Annotated in this window: 14 protein-coding genes; 12 read left to right on the forward strand and 2 right to left on the reverse strand. The window is 31.3% G+C overall.

What is annotated here, in order from left to right; genetic code table 11:
* Positions 1 to 7: 7 nt before the first annotated feature.
* From B2U95_RS00355 to B2U95_RS00375, 5 genes are read left to right on the forward strand one after another with little or no spacing between them, the layout of a single operon-like run.
* Positions 8 to 289: a DUF427 domain-containing protein gene (locus B2U95_RS00355; RefSeq protein ID WP_296311158.1), complete on the forward strand. Its 282-nt coding sequence runs from the start codon at positions 8 to 10 to the stop codon at positions 287 to 289.
* Complete coding sequence (locus tag B2U95_RS00360; protein ID WP_296311159.1) at positions 289 to 1512, forward strand: bifunctional alpha/beta hydrolase/OsmC family protein; 1224 nt, start codon at positions 289 to 291, stop codon at positions 1510 to 1512. Before B2U95_RS00355 ends, B2U95_RS00360 begins: the two co-directional genes overlap by 1 nt.
* 3 nt (positions 1513 to 1515) lie before the next feature.
* Positions 1516 to 2682 carry an ergothioneine biosynthesis protein EgtB gene (gene egtB, locus B2U95_RS00365; protein WP_296311163.1) on the forward strand — a complete coding sequence of 389 codons (1167 nt, stop codon included), beginning with the start codon at positions 1516 to 1518 and terminating at the stop codon, positions 2680 to 2682.
* Positions 2683 to 3621: an L-histidine N(alpha)-methyltransferase gene (locus B2U95_RS00370; protein ID WP_296311167.1), complete on the forward strand. Its 939-nt coding sequence runs from the start codon at positions 2683 to 2685 to the stop codon at positions 3619 to 3621.
* A gap of 50 nt (positions 3622 to 3671) precedes the next feature.
* Positions 3672 to 7376, forward strand: coding sequence for a metallophosphoesterase (locus B2U95_RS00375; RefSeq protein WP_296311170.1), 3705 nt, complete (start codon positions 3672 to 3674; stop codon positions 7374 to 7376).
* On the opposite strand, the gene B2U95_RS00380 is transcribed toward B2U95_RS00375, so the two are convergent.
* Entirely contained in the window at positions 7373 to 8182 is an 810-nt protein-coding gene (locus tag B2U95_RS00380) for a hypothetical protein (protein WP_296311172.1), read from the reverse strand. The genes B2U95_RS00375 and B2U95_RS00380 overlap by 4 nt on opposite strands.
* A 30-nt stretch (positions 8183 to 8212) precedes the next feature.
* Here B2U95_RS00380 and B2U95_RS00385 point away from each other — a divergent pair, with 30 nt between their 5' ends.
* Positions 8213 to 9430 (forward strand): NAD(P)/FAD-dependent oxidoreductase, encoded by a 1218-nt coding sequence (locus B2U95_RS00385; protein WP_296311175.1) that lies wholly within the window; start codon positions 8213 to 8215, stop codon positions 9428 to 9430.
* Here the strand turns inward: B2U95_RS00385 and B2U95_RS00390 are convergent.
* Entirely contained in the window at positions 9397 to 11412 is a 2016-nt protein-coding gene (locus B2U95_RS00390; RefSeq protein ID WP_296311178.1) for a hybrid sensor histidine kinase/response regulator, read from the reverse strand. The two genes, B2U95_RS00385 and B2U95_RS00390, sit on opposite strands and share 34 nt — an antisense overlap.
* Positions 11413 to 11759: 347 nt before the next feature.
* Here B2U95_RS00390 and B2U95_RS00395 point away from each other — a divergent pair, with 347 nt between their 5' ends.
* The 6 genes from B2U95_RS00395 to B2U95_RS00420 all read left to right on the forward strand — a co-directional run bounded on the left by B2U95_RS00395 (position 11760) and on the right by B2U95_RS00420 (position 17139).
* The gene (locus B2U95_RS00395) at positions 11760 to 12302 is read left to right on the forward strand and encodes a DUF1697 domain-containing protein (RefSeq protein ID WP_296311180.1); all 543 of its coding nucleotides are present in this window, start codon (positions 11760 to 11762) and stop codon (positions 12300 to 12302) included.
* A 5-nt stretch (positions 12303 to 12307) separates the two neighbouring features.
* Positions 12308 to 13381, forward strand: a complete 1074-nt coding sequence (locus B2U95_RS00400) for a diphosphomevalonate/mevalonate 3,5-bisphosphate decarboxylase family protein (RefSeq protein WP_296311183.1) — start codon at positions 12308 to 12310, stop codon at positions 13379 to 13381.
* A 23-nt stretch (positions 13382 to 13404) separates the two neighbouring features.
* Positions 13405 to 14334, forward strand: coding sequence for a mevalonate kinase family protein (locus tag B2U95_RS00405; RefSeq protein WP_296311185.1), 930 nt, complete (start codon positions 13405 to 13407; stop codon positions 14332 to 14334).
* Positions 14335 to 14406: 72 nt separating this feature from the next.
* Positions 14407 to 15309: a geranylgeranylglycerol-phosphate geranylgeranyltransferase gene (locus tag B2U95_RS00410; protein WP_296311188.1), complete on the forward strand. Its 903-nt coding sequence runs from the start codon at positions 14407 to 14409 to the stop codon at positions 15307 to 15309.
* Positions 15310 to 16257: a carbon-nitrogen hydrolase family protein gene (locus B2U95_RS00415; protein WP_296311190.1), complete on the forward strand. Its 948-nt coding sequence runs from the start codon at positions 15310 to 15312 to the stop codon at positions 16255 to 16257.
* A 42-nt stretch (positions 16258 to 16299) separates the two neighbouring features.
* Positions 16300 to 17139 (forward strand): pseudouridine synthase, encoded by an 840-nt coding sequence (locus B2U95_RS00420; protein WP_296311193.1) that lies wholly within the window; start codon positions 16300 to 16302, stop codon positions 17137 to 17139.
* Positions 17140 to 17865 lie beyond the last annotated feature (726 nt).

The raw sequence follows: 17865 nt of genomic DNA on the forward strand, positions 1-17865 counted from the left end.
AGTAGATATGAAGGCAATTTGGAATAATAAAATAATTGCAGAAAGTAATGATACTGTAGTTATAGAAAACAACCACTATTTCCCGCATGATAGTATTAAAAAAGAATTTTTCAATAAAAGTGAAACGCATACTAACTGTCCTTGGAAAGGTGTAGCTTCATATTATACTATTAATGTAGACGGAAAACAAAATACAGATGCAGCTTGGTTTTATCCGGAAGTATCAGAATTAGCAAAAGGTATTAAGAATAAAGTCGCTTTTTGGAGAGGTGTTAAAATTGAAGATTAATGAAGAGCACGAAACTTAAAATAGAAAACAGAAAGGGTATTGTTTTAAATGCATATCTAGAACTACCAGCTAATCAGAAACCGAATTACTATGCCATTTTTGCGCATTGCTTTACGTGTAGTAGTAGTTTAAGTGCTGTAAAACATATAAGTAGAGCATTGATCCAAGACGGTTTTGCGGTTGTACGATTCGACTTTACAGGTTTAGGTAGAAGCGAAGGAGAATTTGCAGACAGTCATTTCTCTGCTAATGTCAATGATTTATTAGATGTCCACAATTATATAAAACATAATTATGAAGCGCCTAGTCTTTTAGTAGGTCATTCTTTAGGCGGTGCTGCTGCGATTGTTGCGGCTTCTAAAATAAATGATATTAAAGCTGTTGCTACTGTTGGTGCACCATCAAATGTAAGTCATGTAAAGCATTTATTTTCTCATCAGTTTGAAGAGAATAACGAAAAAGGAGACGTTAAGGTTAATATAGGCGGAAGACCATTTGTTATAAATCAAGATTTTGTGGCTGAGTTTGATAAGACAGATTTACCAGCAATCATTAAAGACTTACGAAAACCAATATTAATATTACATTCACCATTCGACAAGATTGTAGGTATTGAAAATGCGCAAGAGTTATATCATAACGCACATCATCCTAAAAGTTTTGTGACATTAGATGATGCAGATCATTTGTTATTAAACGAAAAGGATAGCCAGTATGTTGGTAATATTATTGGTACTTGGGCACAACGTTATTTTCCAAAAGTTGAAAACCTAATGTTAAGTACTGAAGGTGAACAATTGGTTGGGCATTTAAATATTGAAGAAGATAACTTTACAACATCTATTCAAACAAAAAATCATACGTTAATTGCTGACGAACCTGCCAGTGTTGGAGGTAGTGATTTCGGACCCTCTCCATACGAGTATCTTAATGCAGCTTTAGCAGCATGTACTGTAATGACATTAAAAATGTATGCGCAAAGAAAGCAATGGGATTTAAAGGAGGTTTTTGTCTATATTTCTCATTCTAGACAGCACAGTGATGACTTGCAAATGGAAGTAGATAAGCCAAAATACTTAGATCATATCAATAAAAAATTAAAATTTGTAGGTAACTTAGATACTTCTCAAAAAGAACGTTTAAAAGAAATAGCCTCACGTTGTCCAGTTCACAAAACAGTTGCTAGCGAAGTTATTTTTGAAACTCAAATATTAAAATATTAAACCTTGGAGACGCCTACAACTAATTATATAACAAAAGAAGAGTTTTTAGAAAAACGGCATCAAACCGAAGCTATCTGTAGATCTTTAAAACCAGAAGATACGTCGATACAACCCGTAGAATATGTGTCGCCACCAAAATGGCATTTAGCACATACAACTTGGTTTTTTGAACAATTTGTTTTAAAAACACACAAAGAAAGTTATAACGTATTTCATGAAGATTTTGGCTACTATTTCAATAGCTATTACAATACTATTGGTGATCGTGTTATTAGAACAAACCGAGGTTTAATGACAAGACCTACTTTAAACGAGGTTTTAGAATACAGAGCTTATATTAATGAGCAAATCTCCGAGTTTATAGCGAAAGGCATAACAAAAGAAATTTCAGAAGTCATTAAAATTGGCTTACAACACGAGCAACAACATCAAGAATTATTGATATATGATATTAAATATATTTTTGGGCATCAACCTTCATTTCCAATACTAGATTTTTCAATTCAGTTACAACAAGAAAACGAACACCAAAAATTTATTTCTATTTCAGAAGGTTTGTACGAGATAGGTCATAAAACTGATGATTTTTCTTGGGATAATGAATTAGGTCTTCATAAGGTGTTTTTGCATGATTTTGAAATTTCAAATCGTTTAGTCACCAATTCAGAATATATAGAATTTATTGAAGCTGATGGTTATAAAGATTTTAATCTTTGGCATGCAGAAGGTTGGGATTTTGTTCAGAATAATGACTTACAAGCACCAATGTATTGGCATAAAATAAACGGTAAATGGATGTGTTATACCTTGCAAGGTTTCAAAGAGGTTGATGGAGACTTACCAGTTGGTCATGTCAGTTTTTATGAAGCATTTGCATTTGCACAATGGAAAGGTATGCGTCTGCCAACAGAATTTGAGTGGGAAATAGCATCAGAGCAATTTTTATATGGACAATTATGGGAATGGACTAATAGTGCTTATCTGCCTTATCCAAATTACACAAAAGCAGATGGTGCTATTGGTGAATACAATGGTAAATTTATGGTTAATCAAATGGTACTAAGAGGCGCTTCCATCGCTACTGCAAAAAACCATAGTAGATCAACTTATAGAAACTTTTTTCACCCTGAAATGCGTTGGCAATTTTCAGGAATTAGACTCGCAAAATAAATGACAGATACTTTTGCACAAGATGTACTTAAAGGTTTAACTGCTAAAAATAAATATATATCATCAATGTATTTTTATGATGATAACGGTAGTCGCATATTTCAAGAAATAATGAATATGCCAGAGTATTACCCAACAAATGCTGAGTTTGAGATTTTTTCTATGCAGTCTAAACAGATTTTTGAAGCTCTACAGTTTTCAGGACCTTTTAATATTGTAGAATTAGGGTCAGGCGATGGCTTTAAAACCTTTAAACTATTAGAGTTTTTAGTAAATAACAATGTTGACTTTCATTATATACCCATAGATATTTCTCAACAAGCTGTAGATATGCTTACTGTAAGTTTGAAAGAAAGATTGCCAAATTTAAAAATTCATCCTAAAGTGGGCGATTATTTTGAAATTTTAAAAGCTAATAAAGCTAGCGATTACCAAAGTCTACTTTTATTTTTAGGAGGTAACATAGGTAATTATGTACAAGAGAAAGTAGATCAGTTGTTGCAGCTTTTTAATGAGAACATGAAGACAGGTGATAAATTGTTGGTAGGTATTGATATAAAGAAAAACCCAATTATAATTCATAGTGCCTACTATGACAAGCATGGTATTACCAAACGTTTTAATCTGAATTTATTAGTTAGAATTAATAGAGAATTAGACGCAGATTTTAAAATTGATGACTTTGATTTCTATTGCCACTATAATCCCATCACAGGAGATTTAAAAAGTTATATTGTAAGCCTTAGAAAACAAGTAGTAGAAATAAAAGCGTTAAATCAAATTATTGAGTTTGATTATAATGAATTGATATGGACAGAACTCTCAAAAAAGTATAGTCTTGAGGATATTAGTAGTTTAGCTAAAAATTCAAAATTCAACTTAAATAAGAACTTCCTAGATTGTAAACATTATTTTGTAGATAGCATGTGGGAAAAGTAAGTGAGTAATTTTTATTATATTGCCTTGCTATTAATTATAAAACCCTCAACATGAATTTCTTACGTAAGTGTATCATTCTCTTTGCAATTTTATTTCTTTTTAATGCTTGTGCTACTTTAAAAAAGCAAATCTCCGATGGTGTTGAGGTTGAATTTCCAACAAATAAAGAGATATCACATAGCTTCTATCTCATTGGAGATGCTGGTAATTCTTTAGCAGGAGAAACTGATCAAGCTATAAAAGATTTTGAAAATGCTTTAAACAAAGCCTCTTTTAACAGTACTGCCATCTTTCTTGGGGATAATATTTATCCAAAAGGATTTACAGATAAAAAATCTGAAAGTAAAGAATTAGCAGAACACAGATTAAAAGTGCAAATAGATGCTGCAAAAAAATATAAGGGTAATACTATTTTTATACCAGGAAACCACGATTGGTACAGTGGTCTAAAAGGATTAAAAAAACAAGAAAAATTTGTTGAAGATGCTTTAGGTAAAAATACATTTTTACCAGAAAATGGATGTCCTATCGAGAAAGTGAAAATTTCTGATGATGTGGTATTATTGATTATCGATTCTCATTGGTACATCACAAATTGGGATAATCACCCAACAATTAACGATGATTGTGATATAAAAACTCGTGTAGATTTTTTAAGTGAATTAGGTAGCCAAATAAAAAAAGCAAGAGGTAAAACAACATTGATTGCGATGCATCACCCAATGTTTAATAACGGTTCTCATGGAGGACAGTATTCTTTTAAAAGCCATATGAAACCATTACCGGTTATTGGCACTCTAAAAAATTTAGCAAAGAAAACGGGAGGTGTCATTAATGTTGACTTGCAGAATAAAATGTACAATGAGTTAAAGAATAGAGTTGTAACTCTGGCACAGCAAAACGATAAAGTGGTTTTTGTTTCTGGGCATGAGCATAACCTTCAATATTTAGTTGAGGCAGGTCTACCCCAAATCATTAGTGGTTCTGGATCAAAAATATCGGCAGCGCGATTAATTGGAAACGGACAATTTGCGTATGGAGTAAACGGATATACACGTTTAGATGTCTTTAAAGATGGCTCTTCTTTTGTTCGTTTTTACGAAGCCGGAACTGATGAGGTAGTTTTTAAAACAGAGGTGTTAAAGCCTAATAAAAATAAAGATACTACCTCATATCCAAAAGACTTCCCAAGGGAAAAGGTCTCAGCGATATATACTGAAGAAGAAATTGATGTATCTGGTTTTCATAATTTTCTTTGGGGTGATCGTTATCGCAAGCAATTTGGTACTAAAGTTATGGTACCAACGGTAAGCTTAGACACATTATTTGGTGGAGTAGTGCCAGTAAGAAAAGGGGGAGGTAATCAGTCTAAATCTTTAAGATTAGAAGATAAAAATGGTAGACAATATGTGATGCGCGCACTCAAAAAGCAGGCTTCTCGGTATCTACAAGCTATTATGTTTAAAGACCAATATATTGGTGATAAGCTAGACGATACTTTTGCAACAAATTTATTATTAGATGTATTTACAGGAGCTCATCCTTATGCTCCTTTTATCGTAGGTGATTTAGCAGATGCTATAGGTGTGTATCACACAAATCCTGTGCTTTATTATGTACCTAAACAGAATGCGTTAGGAGATTTTAACGTTGATTTTGGGGATGAATTATATATGATAGAAGAACATACATCAGAAGGGCATGATGATAAGGCAAGTTTTGGTTACAGTAATACGCTTTTGAGTACGGAGGATATGATGAAAAAAATCCGCAAAGATGAAGATATTATTATAGACGAGGCGGCTTATATTAAAGCACGTTTGTTTGATATGTTAATCGGAGATTGGGATAGGCATCAAGACCAATGGCGTTGGCTAGAGTTTAAAGAAAATGGTAAAAAAGTTTATAGACCTATGCCAAGAGATAGGGATCAAGCATTTTCTAAAATGAGTGATGGGTTTCTGTTAACAACTGCGATAGCACTAGTGCCTACTGCTGGCTTATTAAGAAAGTATGGAGATGACTTACAAGACGTAAAAGTTATTAATGTAGAGCCGTATCCTTTAGATATGGAACTTATTGAACGATCAGATAAAACGGTTTGGGATGCGCAAGTAAAGCTTATCCAAGAAAATGTAACCGATGAGATTATTGAAAAAGCATTTTTAAATGTACCACAAGAAGTTAGAGATAATGATTTAGAAGACATAAAGAAGATGTTAATAGCAAGGCGTGGTAACCTTCAAGATATTACAAACAGATACTATGAGGTTATTAACAAGTTTGCTGTTATAAAAGGAACTAATAAAGATGATTGGTTTGATATTGAACGTATGCCAAATGGAATAACTAAAGTAACAGGTTACAGAATTAAGGACGATAAAAAAGCTGACATATTTCATCAGCGTATTTATAACAAAGATGAAACTAAAGAAATTTGGGTTTATGCTTTAGATGATGATGATGTTTTTAATGTGTTTGGTGAAGGTGATAGACTAATTAAAGTAAGATTAGTTGGTGGCCATAATAATGATACGTATGATATAAAAAACGGAAAGAAAGTTAAATTCTATGACCATAAATCAAAGAAGAATACAATTTTAACAAAGAATGGTCGCCAAAAAATAACTGATGACTACGAATCGAATGTTTACAACTATAAAAAATTAAAAAATAGTACAAATCAACTTTTGCCTTCTATTGGAGCAAATCCAGATGATGGTTTTAGTATTGGTATTGTAAACAAATTAACTAATTATAATTTTGAGCGTAATCCATTTTCATCGCAGCATACATTCTCAGCAGGTTATTATTTTGCTACAAATGGTTATGATCTTGGTTATAAAGCTGAGTTTGCTAATGTTATTGGTAGTGCTAATTTAAGTTTAGACGTAAACTTTACTAGTCCAAATTTTGCAAGAAACTTTTTTGGTTTTGGAAACAGTACCGTAAATCCAGAGTCAGTTGAAGATGATGGTTTAGATGTAAATTTAGATTATAATCGTGTAAAAATAAGAACAATAAGTGTTGCTCCTTCATTAGTTTGGAAAGGACAAGAGGGCTCACTTTTTGAAGTTGGTGTGTCGTATGAGTCAAATGAAGTAGATCGTACTTCTGGTCGTTTTCTTGAGAGTATAACAACAGCTGATAATAATTTATTTGATAAACAAAACTTCATTGGTGCACATGCAAAGTATGTTTACGATGTTAAGGATAATTACACATTCCCAACATTAGGTATGCATTTTGGATTAGAAGCAGGGTTTAAAAATAATTTAAGTACCTCAGACGGTTTTGGTTATATCGTCCCAGAATTAGGGTTTAATTACAAATTAGTTCCGGAAGGGCAGGTGGTTTTGGCTACTAAATTAAGAAGTCATATTAATCTAGGCGATGATTTTGAGTTTTATCAAGCAGCGGTTTTAGGCGATCAAACTGGTTTAAGAGGTTACAGAAGAGAACGTTTTTCTGGAAAACAATCTTTTGTACAAAGCACAGATTTACGTTTTAATCTAAGACGTACCTCTTCTAATTTTTTACCTTTTAATATTGGGTTTTACGGAGGATTCGATTATGGTCGTGTTTGGATAGATGATAGTGAAGTAATAGATACCGCATTTAATGCTGATAAATGGAATACGTCTATAGGTGGAGGTGTCTTTATAACGGCTTATAGTATGTTTAGTGCTAATATTTCAGCATTTAGTAGTGATGATGGTTTGCGTTTAGGGTTTAGATTAGGTTTTGGGTTTTAATTAATCTTAAAACTGTAAATATTACCACCTTCAAAGCCATTGCGTTCATCAGTAATAATGATTTGGGTGTTTGTTTTAAAGCAAACACCTTCTTTTTGAGAATCATGTTCAAAAGATAGTTTTTCAATTTTTCCAGAAAAGAAGTCATCGTTTTTATAGTTCGTTAGTTTCCAAACTTTATCATGGTTTAATAAAACAATTATCTTTCCATCAGTGCTAATATCAGCAGAAGTAATTTTATTTTTCTTTCCATCAAGATTATAATTAGATTTCAAAGTAGCAATATGACTTCCGATTTTATTAGGAACTTTCACAAAAATAAATTTCTTAGTCTCTTTGCTAAATATGTAGAAGGCTTTGTTGTAAATAAAAAAGGCCTCAAAATCTCTAGAATCTTCGGCTTCAGGTAATGTAAATTCAATAATATCTGCGGTAACAACATCCTTGGTTAAATCGCTATGATTTATTTTATAAATTTTAAACTTTTTACGATGCTCATTATTATTACCAAAATCTCCAATATAGATATTACCTTCTGTATCGATAGTTAAATCTTCCCAATCTTTATTTTTAGCGTTACTAACAGAAATACGTCTAGTAATTTGGCCTTTTTTATCCAAGCCAAATAAATCATTACTATTACCAGCGTCTTCTATTATCCATCTTATATGAGACGTTGCATCTAGCTCTACGGCCGAAACTTCTTTTAATTCATTAACTATATCTGCTTCAAACTTAAGTTGTCCTATAGATTGGCAAGATGTAACAATAAGTATTATAAATATTAGTCTTTTGATGTATATCATTGTAATTTTATCGTTTATACTTTTCTTATTTTGAATAAACGTAAAGATATTATAATTATTGGTGGTGGTGCAGCAGGTTTTTTTGCAGCCATAAATATTGCTGAGAAAAACCCAAACATATCAGTGGCAATTTTAGAGCGTGGAAAAGAAGGTTTGCAAAAAGTAAAAATTTCTGGAGGTGGTCGCTGTAATGTTACACACGCAGAATTTATTCCATCAGAATTAGTGTTAAACTACCCAAGAGGAGAGAAAGAACTATTAGGTCCTTTTCATAGCTTTATGACAGGTGATACTATTGCTTGGTTTGAAGAGCGAGGTGTGGAATTAAAAATTGAGGAAGATGGAAGAATGTTTCCAATTTCAAATTCATCTCAAACCATTATTGATTGTTTTTTAAATGAAGCAAAAAAACATAAGGTTGAGGTATTATATAACCATTCGGTTAAATCAATTATTACAAACGACAATAATTTTTCTATTGAAACTTCTCATGGTGTTTTAGAATGTAATAAAGTTGTTGTTGCAACAGGAAGCAATCCTAAAATATGGAAGTTACTTGGTGGCTTAGGGCATACAATTGTGCAACCTGTACCTTCTCTATTTACGTTTGATATTAGGGACAATAGAATTAAAGATATTCCGGGAGTTGTAGCGCAAAATGTTGAAGTAAAGGTTATTGGGACCGATTTAGTTTCTGAAGGACCATTATTAATTACACATGTTGGTATGAGTGCACCAGCTATTTTAAAACTTTCTGCTTTTGGAGCTATTGAACTAGCAAAAAGAAATTATAATTTTAAGATTGAAATTAATTTTATTCGGTACGATTTTAAATTGTGTTTAGAACAACTTAAAAATTTCAAACAAGACTTTGCAAAGAAACTGATTGTTAACTTAGCACAATTCGATTTACCTAAACGCCTTTGGAAACAACTAGTTTTAGCTTCTAGTATTGGTGAAACAGAACGTTGGGCAGACATTAATAAAGAGCAATTATATGGGCTATCTAAGCAATTAACTGAAGCTGTATTCCATGTTACAGGCAAAAGTACGTTTAAAGAAGAGTTTGTTACAGCTGGAGGAGTTGATCTAAAAGAATTAAACTTTAAGACTTACGAAAGCAAGTGTGTTCCGCACTTATTTTTGGTAGGTGAAGTTATTAATATAGATGCTGTTACAGGAGGTTTTAATTTTCAAAATGCATGGACAGGCGCTTATATTGCTTCCAAATCAATTTTATCCAAATAGCGTTCTCTTTTAGTATCGTACGATAAAACAATAGCTTTAAAGTCTTCAAAAATATAAGGTTTAGTAATAATTTGATTTATGCCCACACCTTCTGCTTTTATGGATATTTCAGAAGAATTTAATGCTGTTAACGCTAAAATAGGAATAGTAGAGTTAAACATTCTTACATGCCTAGTTACCTCGTATCCATCCATGTCTGGCATGTTAATATCCATTAAAACTAAATCAAAGGCCTTGTTTTTAATCATAGAAATAGCTTCTTTTCCATTAGACATAACTTCACAAGTGCAGCCATCAATTTTTTCTATGTTCTTTTTCGTAATTAATAAATTAATCTTATTATCGTCAACTATCAAAATATGCATCTCTGGTCTAGACCCTGAAATTGGTACTGATTCTTTAAAGTTTAACGAATGAACAATATCAAATGTAATTTCAAAGAAAAAAGAGGTGCCTTTATTAGTTTGAGAAATAAAATCTATATCAGAGTTATGACTCTTTAGTAAGGTTTTTACAATATGTAAACCTAAACCAGAACCGCTACTATTTTTATGTAAAAATGCTTTGTTTTCAAAAGCACTAAAAACAACAGGTCTGTGCTCTTCTTTAATACCAATACCAGTGTCGTTAATCTCAAAGCGTAATGTTACATCTTTCGTTGTGCGTGTTTTCTCAATGACTAATAGAGTCACATGTCCTTCTTTTGTGTATCGTATAGCATTATAGGCTAAATTGATTAATATTTGGCTAAAAGCTACTTTGTCTATTAAAATGAGCTCATTCTCATCTGAAGCATCAATATTCGTTTTTAATTCTAATCCTTTATTTTTTGCTGCGATTTTAACTGTACTAATTACATGATTAACAATTTTGCAAATTTTATCTGGTTTTAACCTTAGACTTTTCTCTTCAAATCTTAATTTATTAGCTTGAAGGATATTATCTATAAGAATAGATAAATAGTTGCTAGATGATATTAGAGAGTCTAAGTAAGATTGACGTTTACTTTCGTCTTTCTCTTGATTAACTAGTGTCGCTAGACCTGTAATGCCATAAATAGGTGTTCGTAATTCGTGACTTAGAATAGAGAAAAATTCTAATCGATCTTTATCAATTTCTACTAGCTTTTCATTAGACGTTTTAAGCTCTTTATTCATTAATTGTATGTTTCTTTTAGCTTTAAAATAAAAATAGAATACAATTAATGTAGCGAAGAGTAATATGCTCGTTAATATGGTTGTAATTAGAAAAAGTTGAGAAGCTTTAGCGTCTTTCTTTCTAATCTCGTTGGCAAGATTTAGTTTTTGTTCTGTATTAATGATTTTATAAATAAGTTCTCCATTTCTAGAATTTCTATTTTCATATAAAGATAACGCTGTATACTTGTAGGAGTCTGACTTTAAGAGATATGAATTAGCGGAATCTACATTTTTATTAGCTTCATTAAAATAGCGGTATTTATAATAATTAAACGTTGCTAATTTACGATAAGAATCTAAATCTCCCTCAAAAGCTTCTTTCAATTCATCCTCATTAAGTTTAAATAAAAGATTAAAACCTTCAGCTTTATAATTAGCAAATTTAATGTTAGCTATTGCATTATAAAACTTGTATGACTGTAACAGTTTATGTCTTAAGTTTTTTTTAGAATAGTCATCAGAAAAACTTAAATTTTTAAAATCTAAAGAGTTTAAAGTATCAATTGCAAAACGGGTAATCTTTAAAAGTGAGTCATTCTGACTCTTATAGTAATATTTTTTTATTTTGTTTTCTAAATTTACAAAATAGAGCTCACTATTTAAAAGCTTTGAAATTTGCTGTGCTTTTGTATATATACTATCAAATTTCGTGTAATTTTTTTCAGATAAATAATTGTAAATTAAAGAAGAAAGGACTCTGTTTTTACCTTCAGAATCTTCAAAAGCATCATATATATCTAGAGCCTTTAAATGATATATTTCTGCATTTTTATAATTAGACATTTTGGTTAAAACTTTGCCTAAATAATAGTAAGACTTCGCTTGTGTGGGCTTAAGATTATATTTTTCAGAAAAATTAACGGCCTCATTTAAAAGTGTTGTAGCTTTATATAAACTATCGTTTTTAAAGAGTAAATTTAATTTTGAAGTATCAAAGGAACATGATTTCGTGCTATCATTAATTCTAAGTAACTGTCCTTGTCCAAAAGAGTAAAGGCTGTTAAAAAGAAAAAGAAAGCATATTATAATAATGTTAGATTTAGGGCATCTCATTCATTTTTAAAATATAAGTATCAAACATAGCGTTTTTTTCGATAAAAACCCAATATTACCGATAAAAAGTATTTAATATGAACAACAATAAAATATATATAGCCCTTCTTAGAGGTATTAATGTAGGTGGTCATAAGAAAGTACCGATGGCTATTTTAAGAGAATTATTAACTAATGCTGGCTTAGACGATGTAAAGACTTATATACAAAGTGGTAATGTTGTTTTTCAATCTATAGAGTTAAATACATCTGTTTTAGAAGATTTAATAAGTAGTACAATTAAAAATTATTTCCAATTTGAAGTGCCAGTTTTGGTTAGAACGAGAACCGATTTAAAAACTATTTTTGATAATTGTCCTTTTCCTGAAGAGAAAAAATTAAATAGTTACTTCACTATGCTGAGTGAAATTCCTAATAGGGAATTTGTAGACGAATTTTCAGAGAAAACAAACCCGAATGAGGTGTTTCAAATTATAAAGGACTGTATTTATTTTTTTTCTGCAAAGGGATATGGTAATGCTAAATTCAATCTTAATTTTTTTGAAAAGAAACTGAAAGTCAATGCCACATCTAGAAACTATAAAACAATGGTAAAACTGTTATCTTTGTCAGATATTTAGTATTCATGACAGAACAAGATTTTATCCTCAAAACATACAATTCTAATATTAAAAGTGGCTCAGTTAAATGGTCATCACCAAGTAATATTGCTTTGGTTAAATATTGGGGGAAAAAGGAAAACCAAATTCCAGAAAACCCTTCAATAAGCTTTACGCTTTCAGATTGTAAAACAATTACTGAGGTAATATATACCAAAAAGAAAAGCAACGATTTTAGTTTCGACGTTTTTTTTGAAGGTAAAAAAAACGAGGCCTTTAAACCTAAAATTCAAACGTTTTTTGAGCGTATTGAAACTTATATGCCTTTCCTAAGAGATTATTATTTTAAAATCGAAACATCAAATACCTTTCCACACAGCTCTGGTATTGCCTCTTCAGCATCAGGCATGAGTGCTATTGCATTATGTTTAATGAGTATTGAAGAAGATTTAGATACCGATCATATAGATGATTATTTCAACCAAAAAGCATCCTTCTTAGCTAGATTAGGTTCAGGAAGTGCTTGTCGGAGCATTGAAGGCGAACTTGTTGTTTGGGGTAAAAATGAAAGTACTGAAAGTTCAGATTTGTTTGGTGTAAAGTTTGAAGGTGAAGTACATCCTAATTTTAAAGAGTACCAAGATGCTATTTTACTCGTAGATAAAGGTGAAAAGCAGGTGAGTAGTACTGTTGGTCATAAATTAATGTTTGGCCATCCCTTTGCTAAAGAACGTTTTTCTCAAGCCCATAATAATTTGGCTGAACTTAAAGCTATTCTAGCTTCAGGTGATTTAAAAGCATTTGTGAAAATTGTAGAAAGCGAGGCCCTAACCTTACATGCGATGATGATGACAAGTATGCCGTATTTTATTTTAATGAAACCAAATACACTAGAGATTATTAATAAAATTTGGGCCTATAGATCTGAAAATGATTCTAATATTTGCTTCACTTTAGATGCAGGTGCAAACGTTCATGTTTTGTTTCCTAAGGCAGAAAAAGAGCAGGTTTATGAATTCATTAAGAGCGAGTTAGTTGCATATTGTCAAAACGGTCACTATATTTGTGATAGTATTGGTAAAGGTGCCAAACGGTTGTAACCCAATCCAACCCAAAACGTTTTATGAAAGGACCACTGTTTTATTCTAAGATTCTGTTATTCGGAGAATACGGAATTATTAAAGACTCTAAAGGTTTATCTATTCCTTATAATTTTTATAATGGTGCACTAAAAGTGGATGAAAATCCTAATCAAGAAGCACAAGATTCAAACGCAAGTTTAAAACGTTTTGTTACGTATTTAAAGGACTTAGATAAAGACTTAGTGATTTTTGATGGTGATGCATTACAAAACGATGTTGATGCTGGTATGTATTTCGATTCTTCTATTCCACAAGGTTATGGAGTAGGAAGTAGTGGAGCATTAGTAGCAGCGATTTATGATAAATATGCAGCAGATAAAATTACGGTTTTAGAGAATTTAACGCGTGAAAAATTGTTGAAGTTAAAATCAATTTTTTCTGAAATGGAATCCTTCTTTCATGGTAAATCTTCTGGTTTAGATCCTTTAAACAGTTATTTGAGCCTTCCTATTTTAATAAATTCTAAAGATAATATTGAAGCTACAGGCATTCCATCTCAAAAAGTAGAAGGTAAAGGAGCTGTATTTTTATTAGACAGCGGTATTGTTGGAGAAACTGCACCGATGGTAAGTCTTTTTATGGAAAGCATGAAAAACGAAGGGTTTCGTAGTATGTTAAAAGATCAATTTATAAAGCACACGGATGCTTGTGTCGATGATTTTTTAAAAGGAGATATGAAATCTTTGTTTAAGAATACAAAACAATTATCTAAAGTGGTTTTTAATAATTTCAAACCTATGATACCAGATCAATTTCACGAGCTTTGGAAAAAAGGTATTGAAACTAATGATTACTATTTAAAGCTTTGTGGCTCTGGTGGTGGAGGTTATATTCTAGGGTTTACGGAGAATATAGATAAAGCTAGAGAATCTTTAAAAGGGCAGAAGTTAGAAGTTGTATATAACTTTTAGAATCTCTATAGTCTTTATGTAATTATCTTTTTTTTAATATTAGCTTTCAGACTTTCATTCAAATTTTAGTTTATGTTATCAAGAAGCCAGAAACACATTATTCTAAAGTTTTTTAGTATGTTTTCTGTTGTTAGAGGTTATAATATACTTGTCGTGGTCATTGCTCAATACCTAGCATCAATTTATATTTTTGCACCAAGCAAAACGATAAATTCAGTTCTTTTTGACCCTAATCTTTTAATGCTTGTATTAGCCTCATCAGCGACTATTGCTGCTGGTTATATTATCAATAACTTCTACGATTCAGAGAAAGATTTAATAAATAAGCCTACAAAAACCATGCTCGACCGCTTGGTGAGCCAAAACACTAAATTATCCTTTTATTTTGTGCTTAATTTTTCAGCATTAGTTGTTGCTAGTTATGTCTCATTTAAGGCTGTTATATTTTTTGCATTATACATATTTGCTATTTGGATGTATTCTCATCGTTTAAAGAAACAACCAATGACTGGTAATATTGTTTCTGCAATACTAACAGTTACTCCATTTTTCGCCATTTTCATATACTATCAAAATTTTGAATTAGTTGTTTTTGCACATGCCATTTTCTTGTTTTTACTAGTTTCAATGCGAGAGTTAACCAAAGATTTAGAAAATATAAAAGGAGATTTAGCTTTAAACTATCGTACTGTTCCTGTTGTTTATGGAGAAAGAATATCTAAACTAATGCTTTCTGTAGTTGCTGTATTAACGATTTTTACTGGTATTGTGCTAATTTTATTTTTTGAAATCGGACTTATGTATTATTTCTTTTATTTAAGTCTAATGTTACTTATAATTTTTCTAATTATACTCTGGAAATCTAATAAGAAAACACATTATTTACTTCTTCATAATATCCTTAAATTTATTATTGTAGCTGGTATATTTTCTATTTTACTAATTGACATATCTGTTGTTTTAAATCGAATATAAATGAACACCACTTTAAAAATTGCAATGGCACAAATTGCGCCAGTTTGGTTAGATAAAGTTGCCACTTTAAAGAAAATTGAAAATTCAATACTAGAAGCTTCAAAAGAAAAATGTGAGCTTGTCGTTTTTGGTGAAGCGCTATTACCAGGATATCCGTTTTGGTTAGCACTTACTAATGGTGCAGAATGGAATTCAAAAGTAAATAAAGAGTTGCATGCACACTATGTAAATAATTCTATTTGTATAGAAAAAGGCGAATTAGATTCAGTTTGTAAATTAGCAAAACTGAATAAAATAGCAGTTTATTTAGGGGTTATAGAGCGACCAACAGATAGAGGCGGTCATAGTATCTACGCTTCTTTGGTTTACATAAATGAAGAAGGAGAAATAAAGTCTGTACATAGAAAATTACAACCAACTTATGATGAGCGTTTAACTTGGGCTCCTGGAGATGGAAATGGTTTACAAGTACATCCGTTAAAAGCGTTTACTGTTGGTGGACTGAATTGTTGGGAAAACTGGATGCCATTACCAAGAACTGCATTATATGGGCAAGGTGAAAACCTTCATATAGCGGTATGGCCAGGAAGCGATCATAACACCAAAGATATTACGTGTTTTATAGCCAGAGAATCACGCTCTTTTGTAGTTTCAGTATCTTGTTTAATGGCTAAAGCAGATTTTCCTGAAAACACACCACATATTGAATCTATTCTTAAAAATGCTCCAGATTCTTTAGCGAATGGAGGAAGTTGTATTGCTGGGCCAGATGGTGAGTGGATAGTAGAACCTGTTTTGCATAAAGAAGGTATAATTATTCAGTCTATAGATTTTAATCGGGTGTTAGAAGAGCGACAAAATTTTGATCCTGTCGGTCATTATTCTCGACCAGATGTAACCAAATTAATAGTAAACACAGAACGGCAAACTACAGTGGAAATTAAATAGTTAATTTAAACTATTGTTATAACTTTGCGAAAAATTACGATTATGAGCAAACATCAAAGTGGCAAGGATAAGGGGAAACCTAAAGGAAGAGGAAATGATAATAATAAAGCAAAAAGTTTTGCTAAGGAAAATGCTCCATTCAAAAAAAAATCACAATCAGCAAGATCATCTAATCCAGATGAGATTCGTTTAAATAAGTACATTTCAAATTCTGGGATGTGTTCTCGCCGTGAAGCTGATGAGAATATTGCCATTGGTTTAGTATCAGTAAATGGTACTATTGTAACCGAAATGGGTTATAAAGTAAAGCGTACAGACGATGTTCGTTTTGATGGTAGACGTATTACACCAGAAGCAAAAGTCTATGTGTTGTTAAATAAACCAAAAGGGTTTGCGACAACAAATTCAGAAGGCAAAGGAAGAACCGTTATGGATTTGGTATCCAATGCAACTAACGCAAACATTAAGCCTATAGGGCGTTTAGGTAGAAACTCTTTAGGTTTATTGTTGTTTACAAATGACGAAGTAATCGCACAAAAATTCACCCACTCTAAAAATGGTGTAGGACGATTATTTCAGGTAGAATTAGATAAAAACTTAAAGTTCGAAGACTTTAAAAAAATTCAAGAAGGCTTTAAGGTTGAAGGTAAACTTGTTGCGGTGGAAGAGATTAGTTATATACAAGGTGAATCTAAAAACCAAGTAGGTATAAAAATTAAGAACACAGGAAACACCATTCTACGTACCATCTTCGATAACCTCAATTACGATATTGTTAAAATAGATTGTGTATCGATTGGTCACTTAACCAAAAAAGATATTCCTCGTGGTAGCTGGAAACATTTAACTGAGCAAGAATTGAATACTTTGAAGATGATTTAATTTAATCTACAACTTCGATTGTATAAGTAGATTTTAAATAGTCATCAATGTAAAAGTGTACATCATAAAACCCACTGCTTTTGAATTGATGCTCTAATGTTAAGTGGTTACTTTTTATGTAGGTTTCGTTTTCAAGACACTGAAACCATCGTCAATTAAAAAATTAATATCTTCAGCTTTAACAAACTGTTTTAACTCATATTCATTACTAACAATACCTTTTACTATACATTTTTATTTAGATAGTTTCTCTTTTGTTTGAGTCTGTTTATACTTAGGGTTAAAAGCGAATAGTGTCTATACTATTATACCTATAAAGTTTAAAGTATTAAAGATGTGTTTCTGAGGTGATGTTAATTTTGTTTTCATAATATTAATGTGTTGTTTACATCAAATCTATGGGCTTGTTATACAAGTTAACAATAGTCTTGAGTATAAGTAATGGTTTTGGTTAGAAAAGATGTTTTTTACCGTTTTCTGTAGTGTTAGAAACTTACCTGCATTTAAAATTAAATAACCACGAAAAGAACCATTAAAATAACTTAAAAAAAATACAAAAAAAGTTTTGCATATCAATAAATAAATTAAATTTGTGACGCTTTTTAGCTGAACAATTGAAACATGTTTTTATGTTCGGGTTTTTGAAAATTAGGAAGACAATTTCAAAAGCTGCTTATAAGATAAGTAACCGAATTTTAGAGCTAACTTCCGCTTCTGCGATTGCTG

Source organism: Winogradskyella sp. UBA3174 (genome assembly GCF_002364335.1).
In the GTDB taxonomy this organism is placed as follows: Bacteria; Bacteroidota; Bacteroidia; order Flavobacteriales; family Flavobacteriaceae; genus Winogradskyella.

Bases quoted from the DNA above. Each gene is read 5' to 3' on its own strand.
- B2U95_RS00395 (WP_296311180.1), top strand. From the start codon at position 11,760: ATGAACAACAATAAAATATATATAGCCCTTCTTAGAGGTATTAATGTA.
- B2U95_RS00400 (WP_296311183.1), top strand. From the start codon at position 12,308: ATGACAGAACAAGATTTTATCCTCAAAACATACAATTCTAATATTAAA.
- B2U95_RS00370 (WP_296311167.1), top strand. From the start codon at position 2,683: ATGACAGATACTTTTGCACAAGATGTACTTAAAGGTTTAACTGCTAAA.
- B2U95_RS00375 (WP_296311170.1), top strand. From the start codon at position 3,672: ATGAATTTCTTACGTAAGTGTATCATTCTCTTTGCAATTTTATTTCTT.
- B2U95_RS00355 (WP_296311158.1), top strand. From the start codon at position 8: ATGAAGGCAATTTGGAATAATAAAATAATTGCAGAAAGTAATGATACT.
- B2U95_RS00415 (WP_296311190.1), top strand. From the start codon at position 15,310: ATGAACACCACTTTAAAAATTGCAATGGCACAAATTGCGCCAGTTTGG.
- B2U95_RS00360 (WP_296311159.1), top strand. From the start codon at position 289: ATGAAGAGCACGAAACTTAAAATAGAAAACAGAAAGGGTATTGTTTTA.
- B2U95_RS00410 (WP_296311188.1), top strand. From the start codon at position 14,407: ATGTTATCAAGAAGCCAGAAACACATTATTCTAAAGTTTTTTAGTATG.
- B2U95_RS00390 (WP_296311178.1), bottom strand. From the start codon at position 11,412: ATGTCTAATTATAAAAATGCAGAAATATATCATTTAAAGGCTCTAGAT.
- B2U95_RS00405 (WP_296311185.1), top strand. From the start codon at position 13,405: ATGAAAGGACCACTGTTTTATTCTAAGATTCTGTTATTCGGAGAATAC.
- B2U95_RS00380 (WP_296311172.1), bottom strand. From the start codon at position 8,182: ATGATATACATCAAAAGACTAATATTTATAATACTTATTGTTACATCT.
- B2U95_RS00420 (WP_296311193.1), top strand. From the start codon at position 16,300: ATGAGCAAACATCAAAGTGGCAAGGATAAGGGGAAACCTAAAGGAAGA.